The sequence below is a fragment of the Asaia platycodi JCM 25414 genome (genome assembly GCF_000614545.1).
Classification (GTDB): domain Bacteria; phylum Pseudomonadota; class Alphaproteobacteria; order Acetobacterales; family Acetobacteraceae; genus Asaia; species Asaia platycodi.
Map to the genome: position 1 here is coordinate 54,038 of NZ_BAKW01000013.1, position 20,259 is coordinate 74,296.

Annotated in this window: 15 protein-coding genes and 3 pseudogenes; 9 read left to right on the forward strand and 9 right to left on the reverse strand. The window is 59.0% G+C overall.

Annotation, left to right across the window (positions count from 1 at the left end; genetic code table 11):
• Nucleotides 1–14 precede the first annotated feature (14 nt).
• The gene (locus JCM25414_RS25060; RefSeq protein ID WP_408734889.1) at nt 15–206 is read left to right on the forward strand and encodes a YeeE/YedE family protein; all 192 of its coding nucleotides are present in this window, start codon (nt 15–17) and stop codon (nt 204–206) included.
• The gene (locus tag JCM25414_RS19275; protein WP_199897622.1) at nt 203–568 is read left to right on the forward strand and encodes a DUF6691 family protein; all 366 of its coding nucleotides are present in this window, start codon (nt 203–205) and stop codon (nt 566–568) included. The genes JCM25414_RS25060 and JCM25414_RS19275 overlap by 4 nt, the downstream gene beginning before the upstream one ends.
• Before the next feature lie 260 nt (nt 569–828).
• On the opposite strand, the gene JCM25414_RS19280 is transcribed toward JCM25414_RS19275, so the two are convergent.
• The 5 genes and pseudogenes from JCM25414_RS19280 to JCM25414_RS10645 form a co-directional block, all read right to left on the reverse strand.
• Nucleotides 829–2,667 carry a beta strand repeat-containing protein gene (locus JCM25414_RS19280; protein WP_051535828.1) on the reverse strand — a complete coding sequence of 613 codons (1,839 nt, stop codon included), beginning with the start codon at nt 2,665–2,667 and terminating at the stop codon, nt 829–831.
• Complete coding sequence (locus JCM25414_RS10625) at nt 2,664–3,188, reverse strand: hypothetical protein (RefSeq protein ID WP_148301054.1); 525 nt, start codon at nt 3,186–3,188, stop codon at nt 2,664–2,666. Before JCM25414_RS10625 ends, JCM25414_RS19280 begins: the two co-directional genes overlap by 4 nt.
• 1,203 nt (nt 3,189–4,391) lie before the next feature.
• Nucleotides 4,392–4,913: a translation initiation factor IF-3 gene (gene infC / locus JCM25414_RS10635; RefSeq protein ID WP_025841637.1), complete on the reverse strand. Its 522-nt coding sequence runs from the start codon at nt 4,911–4,913 to the stop codon at nt 4,392–4,394.
• 196 nt (nt 4,914–5,109) lie between these two features.
• Nucleotides 5,110–7,043 (reverse strand): annotated as a pseudogene (thrS, locus tag JCM25414_RS19285) (threonine--tRNA ligase).
• A 39-nt stretch (nt 7,044–7,082) separates the two neighbouring features.
• Nucleotides 7,083–7,994 (reverse strand): glycosyltransferase family 9 protein, encoded by a 912-nt coding sequence (locus JCM25414_RS10645; RefSeq protein WP_025841638.1) that lies wholly within the window; start codon nt 7,992–7,994, stop codon nt 7,083–7,085.
• Nucleotides 7,995–8,064: 70 nt separating this feature from the next.
• Here JCM25414_RS10645 and rbsK point away from each other — a divergent pair.
• Nucleotides 8,065–9,029, forward strand: a pseudogene (gene rbsK / locus JCM25414_RS19290) (ribokinase).
• A 43-nt stretch (nt 9,030–9,072) separates the two neighbouring features.
• Here rbsK and JCM25414_RS21825 read toward each other — a convergent pair.
• A complete protein-coding gene (locus JCM25414_RS21825) occupies nt 9,073–9,864 on the reverse strand; it encodes a tetratricopeptide repeat protein (RefSeq protein WP_148301055.1) in 792 nt (263 codons plus the stop codon).
• 53 nt (nt 9,865–9,917) lie between these two features.
• Here JCM25414_RS21825 and JCM25414_RS19300 point away from each other — a divergent pair, with 53 nt between their 5' ends.
• The 3 genes from JCM25414_RS19300 (at nt 9,918) to JCM25414_RS10665 (ending at nt 12,018) form a co-directional block, all read left to right on the forward strand.
• Nucleotides 9,918–10,661, forward strand: a complete 744-nt coding sequence (locus JCM25414_RS19300; RefSeq protein ID WP_242403505.1) for an SDR family oxidoreductase — start codon at nt 9,918–9,920, stop codon at nt 10,659–10,661.
• The gene (locus tag JCM25414_RS25065; RefSeq protein ID WP_242403506.1) at nt 10,628–10,771 is read left to right on the forward strand and encodes a hypothetical protein; all 144 of its coding nucleotides are present in this window, start codon (nt 10,628–10,630) and stop codon (nt 10,769–10,771) included. The genes JCM25414_RS19300 and JCM25414_RS25065 overlap by 34 nt, the downstream gene beginning before the upstream one ends.
• A gap of 158 nt (nt 10,772–10,929) precedes the next feature.
• Nucleotides 10,930–12,018, forward strand: a complete 1,089-nt coding sequence (locus JCM25414_RS10665) for a hypothetical protein (RefSeq protein WP_242403507.1) — start codon at nt 10,930–10,932, stop codon at nt 12,016–12,018.
• 10 nt (nt 12,019–12,028) lie between these two features.
• Here JCM25414_RS10665 and JCM25414_RS10670 read toward each other — a convergent pair whose 3' ends face one another.
• From JCM25414_RS10670 to JCM25414_RS10680, 3 genes are read right to left on the reverse strand one after another with little or no spacing between them, the layout of a single operon-like run.
• On the reverse strand, nt 12,029–13,564 hold the full coding sequence (locus tag JCM25414_RS10670) for an efflux transporter outer membrane subunit (protein WP_025841641.1): 1,536 nt from the start codon (nt 13,562–13,564) through the stop codon (nt 12,029–12,031).
• A 5-nt stretch (nt 13,565–13,569) separates the two neighbouring features.
• On the reverse strand, nt 13,570–14,646 hold the full coding sequence (locus JCM25414_RS10675) for an HlyD family secretion protein (protein WP_025841642.1): 1,077 nt from the start codon (nt 14,644–14,646) through the stop codon (nt 13,570–13,572).
• A 13-nt stretch (nt 14,647–14,659) separates the two neighbouring features.
• Nucleotides 14,660–16,264 carry an MFS transporter gene (locus tag JCM25414_RS10680; RefSeq protein WP_025841643.1) on the reverse strand — a complete coding sequence of 535 codons (1,605 nt, stop codon included), beginning with the start codon at nt 16,262–16,264 and terminating at the stop codon, nt 14,660–14,662.
• A 141-nt stretch (nt 16,265–16,405) separates the two neighbouring features.
• Between JCM25414_RS10680 and JCM25414_RS10685 the strand changes: the two genes are divergently transcribed.
• The 3 genes and pseudogenes from JCM25414_RS10685 to JCM25414_RS19305 all read left to right on the forward strand — a co-directional run bounded on the left by JCM25414_RS10685 (nt 16,406) and on the right by JCM25414_RS19305 (nt 20,129).
• Nucleotides 16,406–17,362, forward strand: a complete 957-nt coding sequence (locus tag JCM25414_RS10685; protein WP_025841644.1) for a LysR family transcriptional regulator — start codon at nt 16,406–16,408, stop codon at nt 17,360–17,362.
• Between the two features lie 185 nt (nt 17,363–17,547).
• Entirely contained in the window at nt 17,548–17,931 is a 384-nt protein-coding gene (locus tag JCM25414_RS10690) for a hypothetical protein (protein WP_025841645.1), read from the forward strand.
• A 31-nt stretch (nt 17,932–17,962) separates the two neighbouring features.
• A pseudogene (locus JCM25414_RS19305) lies at nt 17,963–20,129 on the forward strand (pyrroloquinoline quinone-dependent dehydrogenase).
• Nucleotides 20,130–20,259 lie beyond the last annotated feature (130 nt).

The following is a 20,259-nucleotide window of genomic DNA, read 5'->3' on the forward strand; positions in this document are numbered from 1 at the left end:
TCCACGCCTCTTTTCTGACCGTGGCAATTTCCGGCCTTCTTGTGGGCTTCGGCACGCGTCTGGGCAATGGATGCACAAGCGGGCATGGCGTTATGGGTATGGCGCGTCTTTCCGCACGCTCGCTGGTCGCTGTAGCCGGCTTTCTCGCTATGGGAGCACTCGCCGCCACCCTTTCCCATCTTCTGACAGGCAGCACGCAGCCATGAAGCTCATCCACCTGGCCAGCTTTTTATGCGGCGTGATTTTCAGCCTTGGGCTGATCGAAGGGAAAATGATCGATCCAGCTACCGTGCTTGCGTTTCTCGATTTTGCCGGAACCTGGAAGCCCACTCTTGTATTCGTGCTCGCTGGCGCTGTCATGGTGGCATCCATCGGCGTGGTGGTACAGAAACGCCGGACAAGGCCTTGGCTCGACAAGGCATTTTACATGCCGACCAGAAAAAAAATCGATCGCCATCTCATCATCGGCAGCATGGTTTTCGGAGTGGGCTGGGGAATGGTCGGGCTTTGCCCGGGCCCTGCCGTCGCTACCCTGCTGACAGGCAACGTGAAAACCTTGTCTTCCTGATGGCTCTCCTTGCGGGGATGCACGGATTTTCTCTGTGGTCTCGACGCGCAGGATAGAAAGTCACTTCATGGAGTAACGGCGGTCGAACAAGGCTGCTGCAAGAAGGAGATCTGGCAGCAGCTCATCTGATGAAACCCTTTTTTCGTCGCCCGGAATCCGCCCTTCGGGCGCTTTACGCCGGGACAGGCCGCGATGTTGCCCGACGCAGCTTCTTGCGCGCCCGGATCAGCTGATCGTGAAATCAGAAACCTTCAGATCGGTCACACCGAGGAAAGTGACCTTGCTGTTCCGTCGATCATCACTGAGGTGTTGCCGCCCGAAACGCTCGCCGTATTTAAGATGGCCTGAGCAGAAGCCGTCGCGTCAGTGGGCTTGTAGTTGTAGAGGAAAAACTTGTTATCCGCGGCGCGGAAATCGGTAATGGTGAAATTACCGGCTGTGTGGTTAGCCAGCATGCCGAAGAGATTACCAGCCCCCGTACCGCCCGTCACCGTCGCGGCTACCGATGTGCTGGATGAACCGGTAAAGGCGGTACCCAGATAAAACTGGTCCGAAGCCGTGCCGCCAAGAATGGTTTGCTGCCCCGCACCCGACCAGGCAGAGAGCCCACCCGCTACATTGCGACCATCGATCATCTGATTGCCCGTGGTGTAGGGCTGATTGGCGGTAAAGAGCAGACGCGAGGACGAGCTCATCGTGACCGAAAGCCCGTCAGCGCCGTAAATCGTGCCGGAACCTGCGGCAATCGACGTCTGGCCGGTGCCCGAGATAAACGTCAGAGCACCCGAAACGCTGATATTCTGATTGCTGCCATGAATAACCTGCAGGTTACCCGCTGCCGAGATGGTATCGCCCTGCGTGCCTGTGACCGTCGCCGAGCCCGAGCTAACATTCACGACAGAGGATGTACCGCCATAAACCGAGCTGTTATCGCCGATCGTGATATTGTTGCCCGCAGAAAAATCCATGACGGCAGCATTGGTCTTCAGGTTGGCAGTGGAATTGCCCCCCTGAAGGGAGACTGTGTCGATCGCACCAGACGCCCCGTAAATCGTGTCCTTGCCAACCGACGTGACGAAGTTATTCGACCCACCGAGATAGATCACGTTATTGCCCGTGCCGCCCGTGATCGTGTTGGTACCGCTGGCACCATAGATCGTGTCGTCACCGGAGCCCGTGGCGATATTCCAGTTGCCCGAAGACCCGGAAGCGTTGAAGACATTATTGCCCTGCGTTCCCGCAAAGCTGCCGGAGTTATTGCCGACCTTTACGTTCGAACCATACTGATCGCCCGAAACAATATTGAGGTAGCTGGCAGTGTTCTGGGTGGTATCGAGCGTCACGGCACCATTGAGCGTATTGCTGCTGGTCGAGGCGACGACAATATTTGAATAATTGCCGGCGACACCATAAGTCCCGGTCTTGTCAATGATTGCCTGTGACGCCTTCTGGGAAGACACATACCCGTTCGTTCCAGGGGTCAGGATCGAATTATCCAGCGAACCAGCTGTGAGTAGCGTCTGAAGGCTGGACGCATAGCTCTTTGCCATCGTCCCGGCAGTATCAGATGTAACATACGGGATATAGACAGTGTTATTGACACCTTGAACGACGATATTGGGCATGCTGACCTCTGATAAAGTTGCTGTGCTGGTGGCGCCGTCTGCTGGCGTCATGGAGACGATGGGCGCCGTACTTGACTGATCGGAATATGAGACGGTTTTATTCGTGTCATAGGTAATCGTCGGATCTTCCACGTTGTAATTACCGGTCACATCACTTGAAAGTCCTGTCCCGGTGGACTCGACGCCAATATAAGTCCCGCTCAAATACCAGTTACTCAGGTCCTGCAGCTGGCTTGCCAGGCTCGGGTAAAGACCGACCATCGCCTTGATGGCGGCCATGAGCCCCTGGTTCACATCAATAGTGGTCTTGTACATGACGCCATTATTTGAGGCATCGTTCGGGTTGATGTAGGCAGTCTGCGACCCGGTAACGTTGTAAATCGACCCACCTAAAGACTTGGGTAGGGAAACATAGGCTTGGGGAACACCCTTATAATCGACGGTTTCGAACTGCAGGAACAGGCCGAAGCTCATCGTGGCACTATGAAAATTGATCGTGAAATTGATACCGGCTGATAGGTTCCGGTAGTCCCGGAATAGTTGCTGATACCCTGCTCGAAAGACGCCGTGATCTGATGATTGAATGAATACTGTCCATCCACCTCTTTCGTAGCAGAAAGCTGAACGTCCAGCAGCTTTCCTCCCTGCGCGGCGAGCTGATAAACATAATGGCCATTATCAGGATCGCGGAAGACGTTATAGGTCGTCTTGCCAGCAGTCGACGTGGATGAGCCCTGGGTCCAGTGACCGACCGAATAGCCGAAATTATTGTCCCAGACCTGGCTGTCGTCTCCGGCAGCCGGATCGAACGCACTCGCTGCATTCCACTGGATAATAGCCCAGTCGGGCGAGTTTTCGCCATCAAGATCGGACAATTCGTCATTATAGATGATACGACCGTTAACGACCTGCTGGGTATTCATGGGGAGGTTAGGCCCATCTACACTTGGGTCAGTATAGATATCAGTCAGGCTCTGTTGGTTACTGGTGCTCATCGTTAATCCGACTTTCTATCAGCCAATGTGACATACACGCGTTGAACTCACGCTAGTCTGCTCTTTGTGTCTTTAGAATCCCTTAATTTACATACAAAATGATCACCTAAACGTGATCATAATTTATATCTCATTACAAGAACGATATTCGCCAAATTTTGAGGGATAGTTTCGCACAGGATCGGATTCTTAAAGAAAAATTTCTGACATATGCCGATTAAAAAATGAAAATCGCAATTATTTCCGATATAGAAATGATTATATTGTCAAAATACGTGAAACAGATTTTTATATGGCGTTATCTGTTATAAAAAACGTCAATATTTTTCTAATATATATATCTAGGTTAATAAATTTTTCTACACCGCTTTATAAAATTACTTTCTTCCAAATATTGACAGATAGTTACGAAAAAGAAGAATTCGCATTTTTTTGAAGCTATTTGACATAGAACAAGCCCTGAGGCGGCTTCGATTCCCCCCATGACAACCCAACAAACGGAAAGAAACGGCGATTTGCGCGTCCTATTGCAGACGTGCACCCGCAAGAGACGACGGGAGTCTCAACCCGGATCAGGCGGCTTCGTATGAAAGCCCGCCATGAGGTGAGACGAACGTGAAGACCTCATAAAGCCGACGTCAGGCGTAACCTACCCAGAGCAATAAGGGGCGCCTGCCGTATCATGTCAGCAGGGTGTCAGCTCGCGTTCAGCCTGAATGTAATCTTGCTTCGAGGGCAGCTCCGGTGTCTGAAATCCGGTCGTTCAACCAAACTCGCTGTGAGCCTCAGTCGATTCGTGGCGCGCACAACAGTGACACACTCGAGAGATTGCACCATGAGATCAGCGTCGCTCTTCATCGCGATGGATGCCTGCACCTCCTCGGGCGAACAACATTGCAAGAGAGCGAGAAAGATCATGCTCTGGGGAACTCAACACAGACAATATTCTTGCCCTGCGGCAGTTTACGCATCATGTATTCACGAGAGAGACAGCGTCATCCTCCACCTGCCTGAGTAAGGTCGCAGCGACGTAGAGAGAACTGCCATATCAGACACACCCGAGCGCTCCTGGGCGATATGATCAGCGATCAGAACTGCAGGCCCGTCAAACATGAACGGGTCCGGTGGCTGAAACGAAAAAACCCCGGCCAGGCCGGGGTTTCCACGTGACGAGGCAAAACCTCGTCGTTATAACGCCTCTAATCAGCGCGGTGCGAGCACCATGATCATCTGGCGGTTTTCGAGCTTGGGCATCTGCTCGACCTTGGCTTTCTCTTCCATCTCGATGCGGATACGCTCCAGCATCTTGATGCCAAGTTCCTGATGGGCCATTTCGCGCCCCTTGAAGCGCAGGGACACCTTGACCTTGTCGCCTTCGGCAAGAAAGGAATTCATCGCGCGTAGCTTGACCTGGTAGTCATTTTCATTGGTGCTGGGACGCACCTTGACTTCCTTGATCTCGATAACCTTCTGCTTCTTGCGCGCTTCGTTCTTCTTTTTCTGCTGCTCGTATTTGAACTTGCCGTAGTCGAGAATCTTGACGACCGGCGGCTCAGCCGTGGGGCTGATCTCCAGAAGGTCGAGCCCGACCGAATAAGCGCGTGCGAGAGCATCGCGCGTTGTCATGACGCCAGCCATCTCGCCGTCGGCGTCAATCAAGCGCACCTGAGGAACACGGATTTCCTCGTTAACTCGGGGCCCTTCACGGGTGGGTGCGGCCTGCATCGGTGGTCTAGCTATGGTCGTCTCCTGTCGACGTTTTCGAACAAACTTCTTGTCAGCACTTCAATACGCGCACGATGGCCAAAAATTTCATCACCTTGGCGTGACGAAATGAACGTCCTGTTTGCGGGAAGGCCGGTGCCCCGACATAGGCTCGAAACACCGGAATTGCAAGGTTTGCGCGCTCAGACGTCGCAGGTCAGCCCTGCAGGCGGCGCATGTCCGGCGCCAGAGCCTCCTGCGTCAGCTGGGTCAGGGCCTCGTCGAGACCCAGGATCTCCTGAGCGGCACCGCCAAGACGACGCAGCGCCACCTTGCCTTCTTCCGCTTCGCGACGACCGACGACAAGAATCACCGGCACACGGGCGACCGAGTGTTCGCGAATCTTCGCGTTGATCTTTTCGTTACGCCCATCGACCTCGACCTGAAGCCCGGCGCGGCGAAGCTTGTCGGCCACTTCCTGCGCGTACGGCTCGGCATCGGTCACGATGCTGGCCACAACCACCTGGGTCGGCGCCAGCCAGAGCGGGAATTTGCCTGCAAACTGCTCGATCAAAATACCGATGAAGCGTTCGAAGCTACCCAGAATGGCGCGATGCAGCATAACCGGACGATGGCGGGCGCTGTCTTCGCCGATATAGGAGGCATCTAGACGCTCGGGCAGGATGTAATCTACCTGAAGCGTGCCGCACTGCCAGTCGCGACCGATGGCATCCGTCAGCACGAATTCGAGCTTCGGCCCGTAGAAGGCACCTTCACCCGGATTGGTCTCGAACGAGACACCTGCCAGACCGCAGGCCTCCTTGAGCGCAGTCTCCGCCTTGTCCCAGGTCGCGTCGTCACCGGCGCGCGCCTCGGGGCGATCGGAGAATTTCACGCGGAAATTCTCGAAGCCAGATCGCGATAGACCTCATCGAGCATGGCAACGAAAGAGGCCGTCTCGCTCGCAATCTGCTCTTCAGTGCAGAACACATGCGCATCGTCCTGCGTGAAACCACGCACACGCATGATGCCATGCAGCGCGCCAGAAGGCTCGTAGCGATGGCAGGCCCCGAACTCGGCCATACGCAGCGGCAATTCGCGATAGGAGCGCAGCCCATGGCGGAAGATCTGCACATGGCACGGGCAGTTCATCGGCTTGAGGGCAAGCGTCTTATCCTCATCCTCGACGGTCGCGATGAACATGTGCTCGCGGTATTTGTCCCAATGGCCCGACGCTTCCCAGAGCGCACGATCCACGAGCTGCGGCGTGCGCACCTCCTGATAGCCATGACGGGTCTGAAGGCGGCGCATGTAATCCTGAAGCACCGTATAAAGACGCCAGCCCTTGGCATGCCAGAAGATCTGACCGACAGCTTCTTCCTGGATATGGAAGAGATCCATCTCACGCCCGATACGACGATGATCGCGCTTCTCGGCTTCCTCAAGCTGATGCAGATAGGCATCCAGCTCCTTCTGATCACGCCAGGCAGTGCCGTAAATGCGCGTCAGCATGGGGTTGCGATGATCGCCACGCCAATAGGCGCCTGCCACCTTCATGAGCTTGAACGCCGTGCCGATATCGCCCGTGCCGCGCATATGCGGGCCACGGCACAGATCGAGCCAGGCACCTTGACGATAGATCGAGATCGTCTCGCTCTCGGGCAGATCACGGATCAGCTCGGCCTTGAAACGTTCGCCCTTCTCTTCAAAGAAAGCGATGGCCGCATCACGATCCCATTCCTCACGCTCGAATGGCGCATTGGCCGCAATGATCTCACGCATCTTGCCTTCGATCGCCTCGAAATCCTCAGGCGTGAAAGGCTGGTTGCGAAAGAAATCGTAATAGAATCCGTCCTTGATCGACGGACCGATCGTCACCTGCGTGCCAGGCCAGAGCGCCTGAACGGCCTCGGCCAGCACATGCGCGGTGTCATGGCGGATCATCTCAAGAACGATATCGTCCTTGCGCGTAATGAAGCGGATGACCGCATCTTCGGCAATCTCGGTCGAGAGATCGACCAGCTTGCCATCGAGGCTCATCGCAATGGCAGCACGCGCCAGACCGGGACCGATCGAAGCCGCGACTGCCGTGCCAGTCGTGGCACCGTCGAACGTACGAACGGAACCATCGGGCAGGGTAATGGCAGGCATGGACTTGCGCTCCTGGCGTAAGAAGTAAGTGAAGCTGCTCTAATGGCCCCAGTTCAGGCAGGCCGCAACCCTCGAAACATCGAGATCGCGCAGATCATCGACAGCCAGAACCTGCATCTGGCCGGGTCTCACCCCGTTGGGGGATGTCAGCCTCGGGTTGCTCTCGGCAGAAAACAGCGTCAGAGACGGGCATCCCATGGCCCCTGCAAGATGCATCGGCCCGGTATCATTGCCGACGGCAAGGGCCGCTCTGGCAAAGACCCCGCCCAGAGCCAGAAGATCGGTTTTACCCGTCAGATCGAGCGCATCCGTCACTTGCGCCACGATCTCCGCAGCAAGGGGCTGATCGGCCCCGGTTCCCGCCACCACAATCACCAATCCCTGCGAGCGCAGGTGTGCGGCCAGCGCTGCATAATGCCGGGCCGGCCAACGCTTGGCCGGGCGATGAGGGGCCGCACCCGGCACCAGCACAGCATAAGGAGCAGCAATTTCCGGGCCCGTCCGGCCCAGCCAGTCAAGATCGAGAGTGGCGGCTTCCGGCACGCCCAGACGCGCCAGCTGGTCGCGCTGACGGGCGACACTATGCATCGCGTCACGATGCGGGTTGTCATGGCGATAGGTGCCCCCACTCGCGATGCCAGACCAGCGTTTCTGCCCTGCCAGTCGGAAATAGCGCGTACTGCGCCCTGACGTCTGGAGATCGATCACCAGATCATGACCACGCAGCTGACTTCTGAGCTTCGTGACCCCGCGCAGATCGGTCCAGCGCGGACGCGTATCGACAGAGACATGATCGAAATAGGGACTTGCCTGAGCCAGTGCCTCGAAAGGGGCCGTCGTCAAAAGCGTAATCTCGGCCTCGGGCCAATGCGCTCTGATAGCAGCGAAAGGCGCCAGAGCCTGAATGAAGTCACCCAGAGCGCCGAGCTTGATCACGAGAATTCGAAGCATGGGATGATCCTAGCCGAGACCGCGCTGCGATGATACGCCGGGTGTTTCTTCGCAAGTCCGGAAAGCAGCCATGTCCGACAGGCCTTCTCATATTCTCTCTTTCGGCAGCGTCAATATCGACATCACGGCGCGCGCCGAGCGCATTCCCCGTCCGGGCGAAACGGTTCATGCCGCAAGTTACGCCACCGGGCTGGGCGGTAAAGGCGCCAACCAGGCCGCCGCCGCTTCCCGTCTGGGTCAGGGATGCGGCCTGCGTGTCTACATGGCTGGCCGCACCGGCACTGACCAGTTCGGCACGCTGGCCCGCACGCTGCTCACGCCTTTTGGCGTCGACCTCTCGGCACTCAGGGAAGATGAGGCCCATCCGACTGGCGTGGCGCTCATCACTGTCGATGCGAAGGCGGAAAACATCATCACCGTCGCTGGCGGTGCCAATATGGCTCTCGATCTGAGCGATGTCTCGGCACATCGCCTGCTCATCCAGCTAGCGTCAGCCCTGCTTTTACAGCTCGAAATCCCGCTCGACATCACCATTGCCGCCGCGGAAGAGGCACGCCGCGCCAGAACCCTGGTGATTCTCGACCCGGCTCCCGCTCCTGCAGAGGGGCTGCCCGAGGCACTGTGGCACGCGCTCGATGTGATCACGCCCAATGAAACCGAAACCCGTCTTCTGACCGGCATCTATCCCGAGACGGAAAAAGACGCCGCTCAGGCCGCCCTGAAATTGCAGGAGCGCGGAGCGACCCATGCTCTCGTGAAAATGGCGCGCGGGGCGTCTATTATCGCAGCGGAACGGAAGAAGGTTTCGTGCCGCCATACAAGGTAAAAGCGATCGACACGGTAGCGGCTGGCGATTGCTTCAATGGCGGTCTGGCAACCGCTCTCACACTGGGCAAGCCCTTCGCCGAAGCGGTTCGCTATGCTGCGGCCAGCGGCGCCCTTGCTACCACAAGGCTCGGCGCAGCCGAATCGGCGCCCGACTGGCATGATGTCGTGTCTCTGGTCGAGACGGGCCGCGTCGGCGGTCAGGGCTAGGCATCCCTCTTTCCCGAACCGATGGCTTCCGCTCGGTTCGGGCTCAGTTCTGGTCCGGGTCGGAATCCATAACCGCCTCGTCCTGACGAGCGAGATACGCCGCATGGCCATCGGGCGAGAGGGCGATGACCTGATCCCAATCGCGGCGTGCCTCGGCATAATGGGCAAGCCGCGCTTCGAGAATGCCACGTTCGAGCAGCGCCTCGATATTGTCATTCTCCATAGCCAGCGCCTGATTTGCATCTGCAAGCCCCTTGTCGTTCTGGCCAAGCTGGCGATAGGCCGAAGCCCGCATCACCAGAGCCCGCACAAGAAACGGATCGACCGAAGAACCGGAAGCGCTCGGGGCGGGGAGAGCGCCCAGAGCCGTAATGCCTCCGGCAAAGTCATTTTGCATGACCAGACTGCGTGCCAGAAGCAGACGCAGGCCGAGCCGTGCCGGATCATTTCTCAAGGCCAGACGCGCAGCCTGCTCCGCCGCCTTGCCGTCGCCAGCCAGTAGCCACGCCCCCGCTTCCTGTTCGGCATAAACGTCGTTTCTGCCAGGATCGGCAGGCATCCCCTTTGCATCATGCGCGACGCCTGAGGCGAGCGTCTGATATTCGAGAGCCGCTTCGCGATAGGCGCCCAGCGCCAGATCGGCCTGAGCGAGACACTCATGGGCATCGCGCCCTCCGCCATGGCGCAGCCATGCCTGCGCCTGGTCCTGAACGAGGTCGGGCGTGTCCGGCAGGGGGGCGACGCACTGGGCAAGGCTTTGAGCAGGAGTGTGAGCCAAGGCCGCACCCACCCAAAGACCGCTTCCTATCGCCAGCGCACCAAAAGCATGTTTCATATGGTGTGATTGGCGCGGCAGCGCCTCGACGGTCAAGCGGGAATGGAGCCTTCATGCCACCTCACCTCGTCATTCTTGGTCAGGGCTACTCGGCGAGTGCCGTCTCGATGCGTCTCGGGAAACGCGAGTGGAAAGTGACGGGCACGAAACGCGCCCCTGAAGCAGACTCTCCCCTCAAGGCGTTCGATGCCGTCGAGCCCGAACTGCGCGACGCCACGCATCTGCTGATCAGTGCCCCACCCGGCGAAGCGGGTGACCCGGCCCTGCTTCGCTACGGCGCCGTTCTGGAACAAGCCCCTTATTTGCGCTGGATCGGATATTACTCGACTACGGGCGTCTATGGCGACAGAAAGGGCGCGCGCGTCGATGAAACCACGACCGTGGCTCCAGGCCAGTCACGCAGTCAGGCGAGGGTCAAGGCTGAACAGGACTGGCAATCTCTTGCCCACAGGCGTGGCATTGCCTGCGACATCATGCGTCTGGGGGGCATCTATGGCCCCGGTCGTTCCGCATTCGACACGCTGCGCTCCGGCAAGGCCCGGCTTATCGACGCGCCCGGCCATCTCTTCAGCCGCATTCATCGGGATGATATTGCCGAGGCCACCCTTGCCGCCATCGAAACGGCCCGGACCTGCCGCATTCTGAATTTCGTCGACGACACCCCCAGCCCGCAGGCCGCCGTGTTCGAAGAAGCCGCCCGTCTTGTCGGCACACCCTTGCCGCCGCGCCTTTCGCTCGAAGAGGCCTGGCAAGAGATGAGCCCATGGCCAGAAGTTTCTGGGCAGAGCGTCGTGTAGTCGATAGCCGTCTGACCAAGGAGAGTCTGAACAGGGAATGGCGTTACCCAAGCTATCGAGAGGGTCTCGCCGCCATTCTCGAACAAGAAAAGACCTGCTCGTCCGATTAACGCCAGGAAAGCAAATTCGTCATTTCTGCGTGAAGAAACATCCATTCCGGGCTGGTCGCCCTGATCATTGATACGCTAAGGCTTGCGGGAGACGCCAAGCCTCGGGGGCCACGATCATTTCACGTTCCATTCTTTCGCCCCTGCGTGTTCTCTGCCTTGTGCTGCTGCCCGGTATGGTTTCGGGCTGCATCACCATCGGCCCCTCGCGCTTGTCACATGATCAGCTCGATTATTCCCGCGCCCTCGGCGAGGCCGAAAAACATGCGATGCTGCTCAATATCATCCGCATTCGCTATGCCGATCCGCCGACCTTTCTCGACACCACGCAGGTTATTGCTGGCTATCAGTTCAATCGTTCGGTCAATGGCGGATTCAATGCCTTCCCGTCAGGGGTAGGCAGCTATCTGTTCGGTGGCAGCACAGCGACCCTTCAGGAGAGCCCTACCTTCACCTATCAGCCCGAAACCGGGCAGCAATATGCCGAGAACGTCATACGGCCGATCTCGCCCGTGGTCATCATGCCGCTCAGTCTGGGCGGTCTGCCCATCGACACCCTTCTGCGTCTGACGGCACAATCGATCGACGGTCTGTCGAATGTGCGCGCCCTTGGCGCAGGCCCGACCGGCGGCGGCTCTGTGCGCTTCTATCTGCTGCTTCACGATCTGCGCCAGTTGCAGATTCAGGGGGCCATGACCATCCGCATCTCGACCGATGCCCCAAAACCATCAGGCGACCAGCCTCCCTCTGGCTCTGCCAACAAGCCCTCCGGCACGCAGCCCGAACATGCCTATCTGGTTCTTACTGCCACGTCAGACCCCGCGCTGACCACGATCCAGATGGAAGTGCGTCGCCTGCTGCATCTCGACGCCCATGCCGAAGAAGCGGAGATCGTCTATGGCCCCTATCCCAAGGTTGCTGGCCAGATCGCCATCCTGACGCGCTCGATGTTCGCCATGCTGTCGCAGATCGCCTACGAAATGGAAGTACCCGAAGACGACGTCAAGGAAGGTCGCACCTTGCCCACCATCAGCCCGGTCGGCATTGAGACGCGGCCCGATGTCGTGATCCATTCCGGCAAGGCGGCACCTGAACATAATTACGACGCCGTGCGCTATCGCGGGCGCTGGTACTGGATCAGCGACGACGATTTCCGAAGCAAGCTCAGCTTCACCATGATGCAGATCCTGGCAGCCCTTGCCGCGACCAGCCATTCACCCGGCGCAGTCATCACCATTCCGGCGGGTTGAACAAAGGGTGCTATGGCGCAATGCGTGCCGTCGCACCCAGTTGATCTATGATCGGACCCAACCGCCCCCCAACCGCCCGATAGAGCCGCGCCATCGATACCGCGACCTCCGCTCGCGCATCAGAGAGTGCGCTCCGGCTTTCAAGCAGCCCGTTCTGTGTAGTCAAAACGTTGAGAAAATCCCCCGCCCCCTGAGCATATTGAAGCTGCGCCACCTGCACGGCCGTCTCATTTTCGGTAACAGCTTCACTCAGTCGGTCGTGGCGCTCCTGAGCAGTGCCCAGATCAGCCATCGCATCATCGACCTCCTCCCAGGCATGAAGAACCGTTCGCTGAAGCGCGATCGCTGCTTCCTTCTCCTGCAGACGCCGCAAGGCGAGTTGTCCGGCCAGTTTCCCGCCCTCGAACAGCGGGATGGTCACGGTCGGGCCAAAACCGTATTGGCGCGACGCCCATGATCCCAGACCGCTGAACTGAAGCGCCTGAACATCCAGACTACCCGACAGCGTGATGCGAGGGAAGAAATCGGCCATAGCCACGCCGATCGTTGCCGTCGCCGCGTGCAAACGCTCCTGGGCAGCGCGTATATCCGGCCGTCTTTCGGCAAGCTGCGAGGGCAGTCCGACGGGAATGGATGCAGGGAGCGGCGGAATACTCCCCTTGCCCGCAAGACGCTGTGACAGGGCGCCCGGTTCGCGTGCCATCAGGAACGCAAGCGCATTGAGGAGATGCACCTCTTCGCGATGGAGCTGCGGCAGACGCGCTTCGAACCCGTGAAGCTGCCCGCGCGCATAGGCGAGGTCGAGTTTTGTTGCCGTACCCTGGGTTACGCGCAGGATAGTCAACTCGACGCTATGATGCGCAATATCGAGGCTTTGGTGCGTGATCTCGGTTTGCGCCTGCACATTGCGCAAGGCGATGTAATCCTGCGCGGTCTCGGCCATGAGCGAAACCAGTGTGTCGCGCTGCATCTCCTGCATCGCTTTCATCGAAGCTGTTGCGGCTTCGACCTGACGGCGCACATGTCCCCACAGATCGACCTCCCATGACGCACTGAGCCCGTACTGGGGCAGGTTGAAGGAAGGATTGCCCTTTGGCCCGGCTGCGGCGGCAGGCCCGAACCCCTGCGTTCCATCTGCTATCTGCGCCGGGTCGCGGTCTGCTTCCGTGCCTAGCAGGCTCAGAATACCATTCGTGCTGGCGCGTTCGCGGGCATAAGAGGCAGCGCCTTGCGCATGGGGCAGACGCGCTGCGGCCGCGATCCTGCGTTCGGCGCGGCTCTGTTCGAAATGGAGGGCCGCTTCCTTAAGGTCGAGATTGGCCGTCAGCACATCCTGTTCCAGCGCCGTCAAAACCGGATCCTGATAGAGTTTCCACCATTGCGCCTCGACGGGCGCGGCTTCATCCGGATGGCTTTTCCGAGGCGTTACGCTCTCATGCCAGTGAGACGTCGCCATGGGGTCGTGCTTCTGGAAATCGGGCCCAACCGAGCATCCCCCGAGGATCACAGGAAGGATCAGCCCAGCCGTGCGGGACAGGTATTTCATACCCCTCACTCCCATACGAAACGCGCATCGGCGGCATGAGCGCCATCGCGAGGCGAGCCCGTATCGATCATTGCCTCGACGGACATGCCGACACGTACCCGCCGTGCCAGAGGCTGTCCGTCATCGAAGACCAGCTTCACCGGTACGCGCTGCACCACCTTTGTGAAATTGCCGGTCGCATTATCCGGCTGGATAAGCGCAAAAGCGACATTCGTTGCCGGCGCGACGCTATCGACACGGGCACGGAGAACCTCGCCCGGAAAGCTGTCGACCCGTATCTCGGCCTTCTGCCCGGTCTGCACACGGGCCATCTGCGTCTCCTGAAAATTGGCAATCACATAGGCCTGACGCACGGGCACAACAGCCAGAAGCCCGGTCCCGGGGTGGACATACATCCCGACACGGACGTCACGCGCTCCGACCACCCCGTCGACAGGGGCAGTAATGGTGCAATAGGACAGGTCGAGTGCGGCCTGACGCACAAGGCTTTTCGTCTGGATCAGCACGCCTTGCGCGCGCTCGCTCTCTGCGGCGAGCACCGCAAGCCCGGCGCGATCGGCATTCAAGGTTGCCTTGTCACGGGCCAACCGCGCAACGGCCTCGCGCTGACGATCCTCAGCCCCCTGCTGCTGCTCTATCGTGCTGGCACCTCCCGCCGAAAGAGCGCGATAGCGTGCTGCATTCTGTCGAGCAAAGAGCAGGGCAGCTTCATCAGCCTCGATTGTCGAGAGAGCGGCTTCGATCGTGGCTGACTGGCGCTGCTGCGCAGCTGCGAGATTGGTGATATCGGCTTCAGCTGCGCGGTTCTTTCCCTGCGCAGTATCCAGCGCTGTGCGATAATCGTCATCTTCTATATGCGCCAGCAGATCGCCCGCATGCACTTTCTGGTTGTCTGCGACAGGCACCCTGTCAATTCGCCCCGCGACCTTGGGGGCCACACGCGTGAAATCTGCGGTGATATAGGCATCATTGGTCGATTGATGACGACCATCTCCGATGAAGAAACGATCGGCGCTCCAGGCCAGACCGGTCAGAACAAGCGCGGTGCATCCCGCAAGCAGAAGCGGTTTCTTGTAAGCCATCTGGATAATTCCGTTACTGTGCTGCGAGAGAAGAAGGCACGGCCTGCAGCACGGGAGGCGCAGACAGGGGGGAGCCGCGATCGGCAGGTGCCTTGCCGGGGGGATAGACACGCCCGGGGAGAATGGCCGTCAGTACGACGAAGACGGCGCAGATCACCACCACGACGAGCAGGATATCGACCAGAGCGAGCACCAGAGCCTGGGCAGACAGCATTTCGTGCAGGCGACCCGCCACATCGGCGCCGTAGGGGTCATGAGCCATGCCGGGATGATCCAGCAGCATGGTCGAATGATACTGTTCACGACGGCGCAGCAGGATCGAGAACAAGGCAAATGCCAGCGCGTTGGCCATACCCTTGAGCATATTGACCATGCCCGAAATGAACGGCCCGTCGCTCGGCCCGAGTGCGAGCGTGGCCAGCATCAGCACCGGAATGACCACCATGGGCTGACCGAAGATCTGAAGAGCCTGAATGAGGTAGAAATTGTCGCGTACCCATTCGGATGTCAGACCCAGCCCAAGCCAGGCAGACAGACCCAGAAGCGTCATGCCGATCCCGAGCACCCATCGACAGTCGACCCGACGCATGTTGCACAGCGCGGCAACCAGAGGCAGCACGACAAGCTGGGGCAGAGCGACGGTCAAGGCGACGGGAGCCGCCTGAATGGGGCGATACCCCTTGATTTCTTCCAGAAAAGTCGTTGTGACCTCATTCATCAGGGCACAGACGATCAGCACCGCCACGAGTGCCAGCAGAGACATCGTGATATTGCGGCTCTTCCAGTATTGCAGACGGAAGAACGGGCTGTGGTGATGCCATTCATGGATCAGGAACCCGAGGAAAAAGGCCCCGCCCCAGAACGTCAGATGCGTGATGAGAGGCGAACGAAACCAGTCGAGCCGGTCCCCCTGATAAAAAACCGTCACGATGCAGAGGATTGACGGCGCACCGATCAGGAATCCCCGCCAGTTGAAGCCACGAAAGCGCGAGAGCTGAACCGGGTCCTGCGGCAGACCCCATGCGATCATGACAAGCGCGACCGCGCCAAGCGGCAATACCTCCCAGTAGAGCCAGTGCCAGCCAAAGCGTTCAAAAAGCAGGGCTTCGAAAGGTATGCCGAGATTGGGGCCGAAGGTCGCGCTCATCGCATAACCGCCTATGCCGAAAACCTTGAGCGGCGGTGGCAGATATTTGAGCATGACCGTCATGAGAATGGGCGGCAGACATCCGGCGCTCAGTCCCTGCATGGCGCGCAGGATGCCGATCGAAACCATATCGGTCATGAAGGGGAGCGGAAGCGACAGCAAAGCCAACGCCGCCGTCATGAACAGGGCAAATCGATAGATAGAAAAGGTCATGTAGAACCAGGGCGTGAAGGCCATCGCCGCGATGTTGAAGGCCTCGTAGACCGAGATGAACCAGGTTCCTTCGTCGTGACCCAGATGCATGGCCCCGCGCAGATCCGACAGACCCAGCTCCGTGACATGCTCGTTGAATCCCGCGACATGCACAGCCAGCAACATGCCCAGACATCCGGTGATCGTTCGAAGTCCGAACGGGGGTATGGCGGCAGGAGATGGCAAGATCTTTGCGTCCTGCCCTGTGGGTGCGGTCATGCGGGGGTATCCTCTCCGCACGGTCTCTAGCGTCGCCCCGAGGGGCCAATAACCCGCAATCCAGGTAAAAAACCCTTCCACCTTGCGTAAGGGTAAGGCAGATCTCTTTCATTCCGTGCAACACATCCAGAGCCATGCTCCATGACCAGAAATCTGCCTGCCAAACGCGGCTACTCGCTCGATCATCTCCGATGGCTTCAGGTTCTGCTTGAAGAAGAAAGCGTCACCCGTGCCGCGAAAAGGCTCAGGGTGAGCGAGGCGGCCACAAGCCGCCATCTTGCATCATTGCGTACGCTGTTCGGCGACCCCTTGCTGGTACTCTCAGGCAGGCAACTGGTCCCGACGCCCTTCGCTACCGATCTGCTTGGAAGGGTACAGACGGTTCTCGCTGAGGCGGAGGCACTCGTCAGCGAGCGTGCCCATCTGGATCTTTCCCAGATCGCACCGCATTTCACGATTCGCGCGCGTGACCTCTTTATCGGGGCTTTCGGTAGCGCCATTGCGCAAAAGCTCCGAGAATCCTGCCCACGCTGTCAGCTCGTTTTTTCACCAGAGACAGAAGATTCGATCGGCGACGCACTCAGACGCGGCACAATCGATCTTTATATCGGCGCCACCCAAGACCTTCTGCCCGAAATCAAGAAGCAGACCCTGTTCCAGACACGGTTCGAGGCGGTCGTCCGTGCAGGGCATCCGATCCTCGATCAGGAAATCACCCCGCAGACACTGGTCGCCTATGATCACATCAGCACGTCACGCAGAGGACGCGCGCATGGGCCCATCGATGCGATCCTCGCCGAAAAATATGGTCTCGAAAGACGTATTGCGCTGGTCGTGCCCAGCGACTACGCCATGATCGAGACCATGCGCGAGACAGACATGATCCTGCCCTTGCCGGAGATCATCATTCGTCGCCTGCCCCTTGAAGGCATAGGGGCAAAAACCTTTGCCTTCCCTTTTCCGCTTCCGGATCTGGTCAGTTTTCAGGCCTGGCATCCACGACTCGATAATGACCCGGTCCATCGCTGGCTCCGGGAGACCATCCTGTCGACGGTTCAATCCGTGGTCAAAGCCTTGCGCGATCGACAGGTTACGTGACGGGGGCGCCATACGGCCTGTTTTGCGAAGACGAACCGAAAACTCCTTGCGAAGATCTTCCAGACGATATCCTGTGATCGGAAAACTGCGCATCCCATCAAACGTATCAGAGTTTTCACCGATATGTGTTGCTCTGTTCTGTTCGCGTTCAGGATAGGTTGCACACCATGTCTCAAGGAGGATTCATGACGTCTCGTTCCAGACCCAAGCGCATAGGCGATTGGGCAACACTGGGCCTCGCCATCCTGATCGTGGTTTTCGGTCTCATTTTTGTCGGTGGCGGCGGCTATCTTCTGAGTCTGGGCGGTTCGGCCTATTACCTGATCTGCGGCATCGTTCTGCTGGCATCGGGCGGGCTCATGGCCATGGGGCGCCTGCTTGGCGCGTATCTCTTCCTCCTCGCCTGGGCGGGCACGCTCGTCTGGACCATCTATGAAACCGGCTTTGACTGGTGGGGCTGGCTGCCGCGCCTTTTCGGCCCGACGCTTATTGCCGTTCTGGTCGTGCTCAGTCTGCCGGTTCTGCGTCGTCAGGATACGGTTCGTCCTGTTTCCCGAGGAGCCGTCTGATGCGTAAACCAGCCTTCTGACCGCCACCATTATGGGTGGCATGATGTCTGCCTCGATGGCATTCGCGCAGATTCCGCCGTCCAGCAGCTCGCCTGGCGAAGAGACGACCACTGCGGCCATGGCTCATAATGCCGGCGCCGGTCGCTTCGGTGGACCGCTACCTTCGGCGCCACAGGCCCCCGGCGTGAACGCCGCCAATCTGCCCGACATCTCCGAAATCGGCATCAACGAGATCCCCGCTGCGGTGCCGCAGATTGACGCTGCGCCTGCTCGTGAAGACTGGCCCGCTTATGGCCGCGATTCCAGCCAGACCCGCTACTCGCCGCTTGATCAGCTGACGCCTGAAAATGTCGGCCAGCTTAAGCGTGCCTTCGTCTATCATACGGGCAGTAAGCCAGGCCCCGGCCAAGCCAATAAATGGGCCGCCGAAACCACGCCGATCAAGGTAGGCAACGCGCTTTACATGTGTTCGGCCATGAACGACATGATGCGCATCGACGCCGCGACCGGCAAGGAAATCTGGCGTCATGATGCGGGTGTGAAATACCACTCCATTCCCTATACCGCCGCCTGCAAGGGCGTGACCTACTACACGTCCTCGACCATCCCAGAAGGTCAGGCCTGTCACACGCGCATCATGGAAGCCACGCTCGATATGCGGCTCATCCAGGTCGATGCCGAAACGGGCAAGCCCTGCGAAGGCTTCGGCTTTGGCGGGCAGGTAAACCTGATGCAGGGCATGGGTGAGTCGGTGCCGGGCTTCGTGTCCATGACGACCCCGCCCCCGGTCATCAACGGGATTGTCGTGGTCAATCACGAAGTGCTCGATGGCCAGCGTCGCTGGGCACCGTCCGGCGTGATCCGTGGCTATGACGCCGAAAGCGGCAAGTTCGTCTGGGCGTGGGACGTCAACAACCCCGACGATCATCATCAGCGAGCCCGGCAAGTTCTACAGCCGCGGCACACCCAATTCCTGGGCTGCCATGACCGGCGATAACGAACTCGGCCTTGTCTATGTGCCGACAGGCAACTCGGCTGCCGATTATTACAGCGCCATGCGTACCGACAAGGAGAACGCCGTTTCCTCCTCGATCGTCGCGCTCGACGTCAAGACAGGCGAGCCGCGCTGGGTCTTCCAGACCGCGCACAAGGATGTCTGGGATTACGATATCGGCTCGCAGGCCACCAAATTCGACTATCACCACGAAGACGGCACCGTTACCCCGGCCCTTCTCGTGCCGACCAAGCGCGGCCAGACCTTCGTGCTCGACCGCGCAACCGGCAAGCCGTTGCCTGAATTCCCGGTGATCGAAAAGCCTGCTCCGGCCAGCACGATGTCTGATGACCCGCGCAGCCCGACCCAGCCCTGGTCGACTGCTTTCCCCCGTCTCGCCTTCCCTGACCTGAAGGAAAGCGACATGTGGGGCATGTCGCCTATCGACCAGCTTTTCTGCCGCATAAAGTTCCGCAAGGCGCGCTATCTGGGCGAGTTCACCCCACCTGCACTCGACAAGCCGAATATCGAATATCCCGGCTATAACGGTGGCAGCGACTGGGGCAGCATGGCCTATGACCCGGAATCGGGCATTGTCATCGCCAACTGGAACTCGACGCCGATGTACGACCAGCTCATCACCCGTAAAAAGGCCGATGCTCTGGGTCTGAAGCCCATCGACAACCCCAGCTATAACCCGGCAGGCGGTGGCGCCGAAGGCAATGGCGCCCAGGCTGATACGCCTTATGGCATTGTCGTGACGCCTTTCTGGAACCAGTACACGGGCATGATGTGCAACAAGCCGCCCTATGGCATGATCGAAGCGATCGACATCAAGACCAGAAAGGTCCTGTGGTCGCGTCCGCTCGGTACGGCTCGCGCCAATGGCCCGTGGAACACGCCGACCGGTCTGCCGCTCAATATCGGCACGCCCAACAATGGCGGTTCGGTCATCACCAAGGGCGGGCTCGTCTTTGTGGCGGCGGCAACTGACAATCAGATCCGTGCCATTGATATCCGCACTGGCAAGGATGTCTGGTCCGATGTGCTGCCCGGCGGCGGTCAGGCCAACCCGATGACCTATGAAGTCAACGGCAAGCAGTACGTTGCCATCATGGCGGGCGGTCACCACTTCATGATGACCCCGGTCACCGATCAGCTTGTGGTCTATGCCCTGCCCGACACGGCAGATCAGAAGCACTGAGCTGACGCACACTGAACGATCATCGCCTCACGGCGCGGCGTCAGAAAGGGCCGGGGGATCTCCCCCGGCCCTTTTTTATTGGTGCCCCCCTGTTTGCTCTCCCTGAGGCGCGCGCTTCATGCTACCGCCA

Bases quoted from the DNA above. Each gene is read 5' to 3' on its own strand.
- JCM25414_RS19300 (WP_242403505.1), top strand. From the start codon at position 9,918: ATGCCACCTCACCTCGTCATTCTTGGTCAGGGCTACTCGGCGAGTGCC.
- infC (WP_025841637.1), bottom strand. From the start codon at position 4,913: ATGCAGGCCGCACCCACCCGTGAAGGGCCCCGAGTTAACGAGGAAATC.
- JCM25414_RS10680 (WP_025841643.1), bottom strand. From the start codon at position 16,264: ATGACCGCACCCACAGGGCAGGACGCAAAGATCTTGCCATCTCCTGCC.
- JCM25414_RS10625 (WP_148301054.1), bottom strand. From the start codon at position 3,188: ATGAGCACCAGTAACCAACAGAGCCTGACTGATATCTATACTGACCCA.
- JCM25414_RS10685 (WP_025841644.1), top strand. From the start codon at position 16,406: ATGACCAGAAATCTGCCTGCCAAACGCGGCTACTCGCTCGATCATCTC.
- JCM25414_RS10645 (WP_025841638.1), bottom strand. From the start codon at position 7,994: ATGCTTCGAATTCTCGTGATCAAGCTCGGCGCTCTGGGTGACTTCATT.
- JCM25414_RS10675 (WP_025841642.1), bottom strand. From the start codon at position 14,646: ATGGCTTACAAGAAACCGCTTCTGCTTGCGGGATGCACCGCGCTTGTT.
- JCM25414_RS25065 (WP_242403506.1), top strand. From the start codon at position 10,628: ATGGCCAGAAGTTTCTGGGCAGAGCGTCGTGTAGTCGATAGCCGTCTG.
- JCM25414_RS10690 (WP_025841645.1), top strand. From the start codon at position 17,548: ATGACGTCTCGTTCCAGACCCAAGCGCATAGGCGATTGGGCAACACTG.
- JCM25414_RS10670 (WP_025841641.1), bottom strand. From the start codon at position 13,564: ATGAAATACCTGTCCCGCACGGCTGGGCTGATCCTTCCTGTGATCCTC.
- JCM25414_RS21825 (WP_148301055.1), bottom strand. From the start codon at position 9,864: ATGAAACATGCTTTTGGTGCGCTGGCGATAGGAAGCGGTCTTTGGGTG.
- JCM25414_RS19280 (WP_051535828.1), bottom strand. From the start codon at position 2,667: ATGAGCTTCGGCCTGTTCCTGCAGTTCGAAACCGTCGATTATAAGGGT.
- JCM25414_RS19275 (WP_199897622.1), top strand. From the start codon at position 203: ATGAAGCTCATCCACCTGGCCAGCTTTTTATGCGGCGTGATTTTCAGC.